The 4,833-nt window shown below is 69.7% G+C and carries 5 protein-coding genes; 2 read left to right on the top strand and 3 right to left on the bottom strand.

Features of this window, described 5'->3' with window-relative positions; all coding sequences use genetic code 11:
* On the bottom strand, positions 1-297 hold a 297-nt coding region (locus PMI14_RS22870), incomplete at its 3' end, for a dihydrodipicolinate synthase family protein (RefSeq protein ID WP_007857617.1).
* A 353-nt stretch (positions 298-650) separates the two neighbouring features.
* Positions 651-1,643 carry a molybdopterin-dependent oxidoreductase gene (locus tag PMI14_RS22865; protein ID WP_007857787.1) on the bottom strand — a complete coding sequence of 331 codons (993 nt, stop codon included), beginning with the start codon at positions 1,641-1,643 and terminating at the stop codon, positions 651-653.
* A 166-nt stretch (positions 1,644-1,809) separates the two neighbouring features.
* Here PMI14_RS22865 and PMI14_RS22860 point away from each other — a divergent pair, with 166 nt between their 5' ends.
* Positions 1,810-3,207, top strand: coding sequence for a chloride channel protein (locus PMI14_RS22860; RefSeq protein WP_007857786.1), 1,398 nt, complete (start codon positions 1,810-1,812; stop codon positions 3,205-3,207).
* A gap of 171 nt (positions 3,208-3,378) precedes the next feature.
* Complete coding sequence (locus tag PMI14_RS22855; protein ID WP_035205246.1) at positions 3,379-4,065, top strand: Crp/Fnr family transcriptional regulator; 687 nt, start codon at positions 3,379-3,381, stop codon at positions 4,063-4,065.
* Positions 4,066-4,069: 4 nt separating this feature from the next.
* Here PMI14_RS22855 and PMI14_RS22850 read toward each other — a convergent pair.
* Positions 4,070-4,833 (bottom strand): AMP-binding protein (locus PMI14_RS22850; RefSeq protein WP_007857784.1); only part of this gene is annotated, 764 nt, incomplete at its 5' end.

The following is a 4,833-nucleotide window of genomic DNA, read 5'->3' as shown; positions in this document are numbered from 1 at the left end:
CTCCTGGGCGTGGGCGATGGCGGTGCGCGTGGGGCCGCCGGCGCCGGCAATGATGGGCACCTTGCCGCGGCAGGTATCCACGGCGGTCTTCACGACCTCGCCGTACTCGGGGCCCGACAGCGAGAAGTACTCACCCGTGCCGCCGGCGGCGAACAGGGCGCTGGCGCCATAGGGGGCCAGCCATTCGAGGCGTGCGGCGTAGCCCTTGGGATTGAAATTGCCCTGGGCATCGAAGTCCGTGACGGGGAAGGACAGCAGGCCGGAGCCCATGATGGATTTGAGGTCTTGCGGGTTCATGGTGGTAGCGGGGCTGGTGGGTGGTCAGGGTTTCAACAGGTCGTACACAGGTCGTACAAGTGGCCTGCAGCGCCCTGTTTCACGGGATTCATGCAAGGCCCAACGAACTTGCAGGCCGGCTTGGGCAGCATGGAAGCCAAGCAGGATCTCGCTTCAAACCGCGCCAAAAGGTTGCAATGGATGAATGTTAACGTTAACATTTTCGCAAACCATAGGGAAAACCCTTTGTCATGCGACAACACCCCTGTTTTTTTGCGGAGTCTCATCCGAGCGGTGCCTGCCTGACGCCAAGGAACATCCCGGCCAGGCGCAGCGCCGCGCCACCCGCACGGGTGGCCCCCAGCCCTACCTGCCTACGGCACCGCTGGGGCTGCCGCGAACACCTCGATGGCTTCGAGTGCAGACACCGACCGGCCGGCCTTGCCATCACCCACCACCACCAGCCGTGCCAGGCCGCGTGCCAGCGGCTGCCCGTCCATGCGGTAGGCGATCAGCACGCGCTTGCCACCGAGATCGGGGCTCATCTCGGCCAGGGACACCAGGGCCTGGTAGCCGTCCGCCCCGGTGGCCACCAGGTACATGGCCTGCAGGTTGGCGCCGCTGTCGCCATCGGCCTGCAGCGCCGCCGAGGTGTGCAGCAGGCTCCACAAGTCCACCCCGGTGTAGCGGCGCCCGCCCACCTCGTGCGTGACGGCCGGCAGCGCATGCAGCGCCGCCTCGTCCAGGCGCAGGGTGTTGCCCACCGCGCCCAGCACCTGAACGGCCTGCGACACGGCGGCACCGCTGCCCGCGCCGACCGAGCCGGACGAGCGCACCTCCAGCCGCGTGAGGCCGGCCACGTAGCGGCTGCCCTGCACGTCCCCCGGCGCAGTGATGCGCAACGAGGCAGGCCCGGCCTGCTCGCCGCCCCCTGCCCCGCTCTCGGCATAGGCGAGGATGCTGCCCTTGTTGCCAAAGTCCGGGTGCAACTCACCCACCGAGAACACGGCGTTGTAGCCCTCGGCCCCGCTGGCCAGCACATAGCGGCCCAGGGCCGCCGCCCGCTGCCCATGGGCATCCGTGCCTGCAGCCGATTGCAACGCGCAGGCCTGCAGCAGCGGCCACAGCGCCGCCCCGGTGTAACTGCGCGACTGCGGCCCGCTGTCGTCCTTGAAGCCCACCTTCTGCTGCACCACGCCCTGCTGGCGCAGATCCATCACCGCCTCGGTGGGCGTGGTGTCCACCGCGCACACGACCTGCACGCGGGCGCTGCCGTCTGCCTGGGTGGCGCATCCCTGCACCAGCCCGAGGGCGGCAATGCAGAGCGCGGCCTGGAGGGTGATCGGCAAACTGCGCTGGCTGTGCATGGGGTTCCGTCCATATTCTGGTGATGGGCCCATTCTGGCACCGCGAGCGGCACGAAACGCATGGGTTGTACCTTGTTTCCGAAATACGGACCGCTCGGCTTGGTAGGCTTCTTGCATGCAGCCGTGGCCATGCTCCCCCTGCCGCTCCTCAAGCCACCCACCCCGCATGAACCATGAGCCCAATTTCTTTCATAACCTGCGCCAGGAGCTGAGGGACGGTCGGCGCTGGCTGGACCGCTCCATCGTGCTCGCCTACGCCTGCGCCGCCGGCCTGTGCGTGGTGGCCTTCACGCTGCTGGCCGATGCCGCGTTCGAACTGTTCCTGCACATCTACCACTGGCAAGGTGGCTGGGCGGTGCTGCTGTGGATGCCGGCCGTCACCGCGGCCGTGGTCTGGGCCACGCGGCGCTGGGCACCGAGTGCGGCGGGCTCGGGCATACCGCAGGTGATCTCGGCGCTAGATTCCAGCCTGGAGACGGCGCGGCGCGGACGCTTCGTCTCGCTGTGGCTGTCGTTCGCCAAGATCGTGCTGGCCAGCGCGGGCTTCCTCGCGGGGCTGTCCATCGGGCGCGAAGGCCCCTCAGTGCAGGTGGCGGCCGGCGTCATGCACCATGCGCGCCGCTGGTTCGACCACCGCTCGGGCATCACGGCCCATGCCTTGCTGGTGGCCGGCGGGGCAGCGGGCATTGCGGCAGCCTTCAATGCGCCGCTGGCCGGCGTGGTGTTCGCCATCGAAGAACTCTCGCGCAAGATGGAATCGCGCAGCAGCGGCGTCATCATCGCCGCCATCGTGCTGGCCGGGCTGATGGGTGTCTCGGCGTTCGGCAACCTGAGCTACTTCGGCCGCATCCAGGTGCCCCACCTGGGCTGGGACGCACTGCTGCCCGGCCTGTGCGTGGCGCTGGCCTGCGGCGTGCTGGGCGGGCTGTTCGCCAAACTGCTGACAGCCTCGCTCACCGGCACCTCGGAGCGCGCCTGCCAGCTGCGCGCGCGCTTTCCGATCCGCTTCGCGGCGGTCGGCGCACTGGTGGTGGCGGTGATCGGCCTGGCCACCGGCGGCGCGACCTTCGGCGCCGGCTCCGAAGCGGTCAAGCACATGCTGGCCGGCGAGGCGGACATGCCGGCGTTCTACGTCACGCTCAAGTTCGTTGCCACCTGGCTGTCGGCCTGGCTGGGCGTGCCAGGCGGCATCTTCGCGCCCTCGCTGTCCATCGGCGCGGGCGTGGGGCAGAACGTGTCGCTGTTGCTGGGCCCCGACATCGCGCCCGCACTTATCGCCATGGGCATGGCCGCCTTCCTGGCCGCCGTCACGCAGGCGCCGCTCACGGCCTTCATCATCGTCATGGAAATGGTCGACGGGCACGCCATGGTGCTCAGCCTCATGGCCGCCGCCATGCTCGCCAGCCTGGTCTCGCGCATGCTGGCGCGGCCGCTGTACGAAACCCTGGCGCTGGCCATGCTGCAGTCCATGGCGCCACCGCCGGCGCCCTCACCAATCCCTTCGCCCGCGCCTTTGCCGGCACTGGCACCCAGGGCGGTGCCCCCTCCTGCACCACCGGCTTGAACCACGTGCGCAGCGGCCCGCGCGGCACCGTGAACCTGGAGCGGCCGGCCCGGAGCTGATCGCAGCAACCGCAGCTGCATGACTGGGAGGCGGCTCACAGGCTTTGCCCTATTGGAGTCCACTGTGATCGCCGCCACAATCCGAGCGCCCACCTTTGACGCCACGGCCACCATGACCGCAGACCCCCTCGACCTCTTCCTCGCCCAATCGCCCTGGATGCCCAGCCTCACCGCCGAGGAGGCCGCGCGCGTGCGCAAGGCGACCACGGTGCGCAGCTACCCCGCGGGTGGCGCGGTGTTTTCGAAGGGCACGCCCACGGCGCACTGGGCCGGGGTGATGCAGGGCATGCTCAAGCTGGACAACATCACCGCCGAAGGCCGCACCAGCACCTTCGCGGGCGTGCCCTCGGGCGCCTGGTTCGGCGAGGGATCGGTGCTCAAGGACGAGCCCCGGCCCTATGCCGTGACGGCGCTGACCGACAGCGTGGTGGCCCTGCTGCCGCGCAGCGAGTTCCTGCGCCTGCTGCACGAGAGCCATCCGTTTGCGCTGTGGCTCATCGGCCAGCTCAATGCGCGCCTGGCGCACTACGTGGCGCAGGTGCAGACCGACCGGCTGGGCGACACCACGGCGCAGGTGGCCTACAGCCTGTCGGGCCTGTTCAACGACGCGCTGTTCCCCAACACCGCGCGGCGCATCACGCTGTCGCAGGAGGAGCTGGGGCGCCTGTCGGGCGTGTCGCGCCAGGTGGCCAACCGGGCGCTGCAGGAGCTGCAGGACCGCGGCGCCATCCGCCTGGGCTACGGTTCCATCGAGGTGATCGACCTGCAGGTGCTGCAGGCCATCGCACGAGAAGGCTGAGCGCTCAGCCTGCGGGCTCTGCCTGAACCTGCGCCAGCCTGGTGATGGCCTCGCGGCTGCCCGCGATCTCGCGCAGGCGGAACTTCTGGATCTTGCCCGTGGCCGTGCGCGGCAGCAAGTCGAAGACGACCTGGCGCGGGCACTTGAAGCGCGCCAGGTGGGTGCGGCAGAAGTCGATCAGTTCCTCGGCGCTCACGCTGCCCACGGCCTCGGGCTTGAGCTCCACGAAGGCGCAGGGCACCTCGCCCCAGCGCTCGTCGGGCTGGGCCACCACGGCGGCCAGCAGCACGGCAGGGTGGCGGTGCAGCACGTCTTCCACCTCCACCGAGGAGATGTTCTCGCCGCCCGAGATGATCACGTCCTTGGAGCGGTCGGTGATCTGCACATAGCCATCGGGGTGCAGCACCGCGATGTCGCCGGTGTGGAACCAGCCGCCGGCAAAGGCCTTGGCCGTGGCGCCGGGGTTCTTGAGGTAGCCCTTCATCACCGTGTTGCCGCGGACCATGATCTCGCCGGCCGTCACGCCATCGGCCGGCACAGGTTGCAGCGTATCGGGGTGCAGCACACGCAGTTGCTCCAGCGCGGCGGCGCGCACGCCCTGGCGCGCCTGCAGGCGGGCGCGGTCTGCAGCGGGCGCCGTGGCCCAGCCCGGTTGCTGGACGCAGCTCACGGGTGTGCCCGAGACTTCGGTGATGCCGTACACATGGTCCACGTCGAAGCCCATCGCGGCGATCGCCTGCAAGATGGCGGCGGGCGGCGGCGAGCCCG

It is taken from the genome of Acidovorax sp. CF316 (genome assembly GCF_000276605.1).
Lineage (GTDB): Bacteria > Pseudomonadota > Gammaproteobacteria > Burkholderiales > Burkholderiaceae_C > Acidovorax.
The sequence above is the reverse complement of the archived record's forward strand: the minus strand, read 5'-3'. Positions and strand labels throughout refer to the sequence as shown.

What these genes read in the sequence shown, in the direction of transcription:
- PMI14_RS22860 (WP_007857786.1), top strand. Translation starts at nt 1,810, where the DNA reads ATGAACCATGAGCCCAATTTCTTTCATAACCTGCGCCAGGAGCTGAGG.
- PMI14_RS22855 (WP_035205246.1), top strand. Translation starts at nt 3,379, where the DNA reads ATGACCGCAGACCCCCTCGACCTCTTCCTCGCCCAATCGCCCTGGATG.
- PMI14_RS22865 (WP_007857787.1), bottom strand. Translation starts at nt 1,643, where the DNA reads ATGCACAGCCAGCGCAGTTTGCCGATCACCCTCCAGGCCGCGCTCTGC.